Raw genomic sequence first — 1,042 nt, 5'->3', positions numbered from 1 at the left:
GTGGGGCGTAGGCCGTTGTCGTTTTCGGATCGAGCGGACATCGCTGTGGGGGTCCTGGCTGGTAGGACGGATCGGCAGATCGGGGCTGATCTTGGCCGGCATCATACGATCATTTGGCGGGAACGGCGGCGGAACTCGACGAAGACCCGCGGCTACCGTCCGGTGAGTGCGGACTGTGCCGCGGAGCGCCGGCGCAAGCGTCCCCAAAGGCGGAAAATCGAGATGGATCCGGTCCTTGCCGCACGCGTGAAGGCGGACTTGGGCAGGTCCAGGACACCGCGGCAGATTGCCGGTCGGTTGCGTTTGGAAGCCATGGACGCCAGCGTTGAGACCATGACGAAATCACCTGACGCGCAGGGCCGGACCGTCTCCCACGAAGCCATTTATCGGTGGATTTATGCGCTGCCCAAGGGGGAACTCGCCAAGTCCGGGATCCTGCTCCAATCCAAGCGCACGCACCGCAAACCCCGCAAGCCGTTGGGTGAGCGGACGGGCGGGCGGATCATCGGGATGGTCAGCATCGATGCCCGACCGGAAGAAGCTTCGGACCGCCGTGTTCCTGGCGCGTGGGAAGGGGACTTGGTCGTCGGCAAGGGCGGCAGGAGCGCTGTCGCTACCCTGGTTGAGAGGCACAGCAGGTTCTTGATCATGCTGGGGCTGCCCGAGGGCAAGAAGGCCGCCGGCCTCGCCGATGTCCTCATTGACCGGGTCAATAACCTCCCGGCGCTGATGCGCGGTTCCCTGACCTGGGATCAGGGTACGGAGATGGCCCGCCACGCCCAGCTGACCGTGGCCACAGACCTGCCGGTGTACTTCGCCCACCCCCACGCACCGTGGGAGCGGCCGTCCAATGAAAACACCAACGGTCTGATCCGGGAGTACCTGCCTAAAGGCATCGAACTGACCAGCCATCAACCCTATCTAGACGCCATCGCGGACGAACTCAACGACCGTCCGCGCGCCGTCCTGGGATTCCTCACACCACGAGAAGCCTTCACCAAACAACTCAACGACAATGTTGCTAACACGGCTTGACACCGCC

Annotated in this window: 1 protein-coding gene; it reads left to right on the top strand. The window is 63.9% G+C overall.

Features of this window, described 5'->3' with window-relative positions; genetic code table 11:
• Nucleotides 1-1,035, top strand: a 1,035-nt coding sequence (locus OS914_RS18015) for an IS30 family transposase (protein WP_267547429.1), incomplete at its 5' end; no start/stop codon positions are given.
• Nucleotides 1,036-1,042 lie beyond the last annotated feature (7 nt).

Source organism: Arthrobacter endolithicus (assembly GCF_026627425.1).
Taxonomy (GTDB): Bacteria; Actinomycetota; Actinomycetes; order Actinomycetales; family Micrococcaceae; genus Arthrobacter_M.
The sequence above is the reverse complement of the archived record's forward strand: the minus strand, read 5'-3'. Positions and strand labels throughout refer to the sequence as shown.